The organism is Streptococcus mitis (genome assembly GCF_002096835.1).
Taxonomy (GTDB): domain Bacteria; phylum Bacillota; class Bacilli; order Lactobacillales; family Streptococcaceae; genus Streptococcus; species Streptococcus mitis_W.
On sequence record NZ_NCVG01000008.1, the window covers coordinates 1 to 534 of the forward strand.

Annotated in this window: 1 protein-coding gene; it reads right to left on the reverse strand. The window is 36.5% G+C overall.

The genetic code is table 11. The features are described from left to right. Positions 1-534: Rib/alpha-like domain-containing protein (locus tag B7699_RS00065; RefSeq protein WP_142358308.1), on the reverse strand; the 534-nt coding region annotated here is incomplete at both ends.

Sequence of the window (534 nt, forward strand, 5' to 3'; positions counted from 1 at the left end):
CTCTTGATTGATTGGTTTTTTCACTTTCTTATAGTGATGTAGGGTATTTCCTTTAGCATCCGTTGTTGAATGACTAAATTCGTATCCTTCCAACTCTATTGGATTGTGTTTTCCTTCTTTATATGAAGTAATTCGGTTACCATTTTCATCAAGATATTCCGTTACAATCTGAACAGTTGAATCGCCATTTTGAGAAATCACTCCTCCACCATTTTGTGATTTAGGTGTTACTGTTACAGGAACTTCCACTGTAATAATACGACCATCAGGTAATTTAACTTTTACCTTAACAACTGGTTTTGCTCCAGGTGTTTCAGTTGTTGGAATTTCTCCGACTTCAACAATTTCCCATCCTTCTGGTAAACCTACTTTCTTAATAACATCCTCTTTCGTAATTGGTGTTCCAACTTCCACTACAATAGGAGTTACTTTCGGTGTTACGATGATTGGTACTTCTACTTCAACAATTTCTCCAGTTGGAACTTTAATCTTCACTTTAACGCTTGGTTTCACTCCAGCAGGAATTGTTGTTGG